The 518-nt window shown below is 55.6% G+C and carries 1 rRNA gene; it reads left to right on the top strand.

The annotated features are described in order from the left end of the window. Nucleotides 1-504 (top strand): 16S ribosomal RNA (locus tag ACFQZR_RS25410); the annotation flags it as partial. Between the last annotated feature and the right edge of the window lie 14 nt (nucleotides 505-518).

The raw sequence follows: 518 nt of genomic DNA, 5'->3' as shown, positions 1-518 counted from the left end.
AGACAGGTGGTGCATGGTTGTCGTCAGCTCGTGTCGTGAGATGTTGGGTTAAGTCCCGCAACGAGCGCAACCCTTGATCTTAGTTGCCAGCACTTCGGGTGGGCACTCTAGGATGACTGCCGGTGACAAACCGGAGGAAGGTGGGGATGACGTCAAATCATCATGCCCCTTATGACCTGGGCTACACACGTACTACAATGGTCGATACAACGGGAAGCGAAGCCGCGAGGTGGAGCCAATCCTATCAAAGTCGATCTCAGTTCGGATTGCAGGCTGCAACTCGCCTGCATGAAGTCGGAATTGCTAGTAATCGCGGATCAGCATGCCGCGGTGAATACGTTCCCGGGTCTTGTACACACCGCCCGTCACACCACGAGAGTTTACAACACCCGAAGTCGGTGGGGTAACCCGCAAGGGAGCCAGCCGCCGAAGGTGGGGTAGATGATTGGGGTGAAGTCGTAACAAGGTAGCCGTATCGGAAGGTGCGGCTGGATCACCTCCTTTCTATGGAGAATCGT

Source organism: Paenibacillus sp. GCM10027629, assembly GCF_042676425.1.
GTDB classification, from domain to species: Bacteria; Bacillota; Bacilli; order Paenibacillales; family Paenibacillaceae; genus Paenibacillus_K; species Paenibacillus_K terrigena.
The sequence above is the reverse complement of the archived record's forward strand: the minus strand, read 5'-3'. Positions and strand labels throughout refer to the sequence as shown.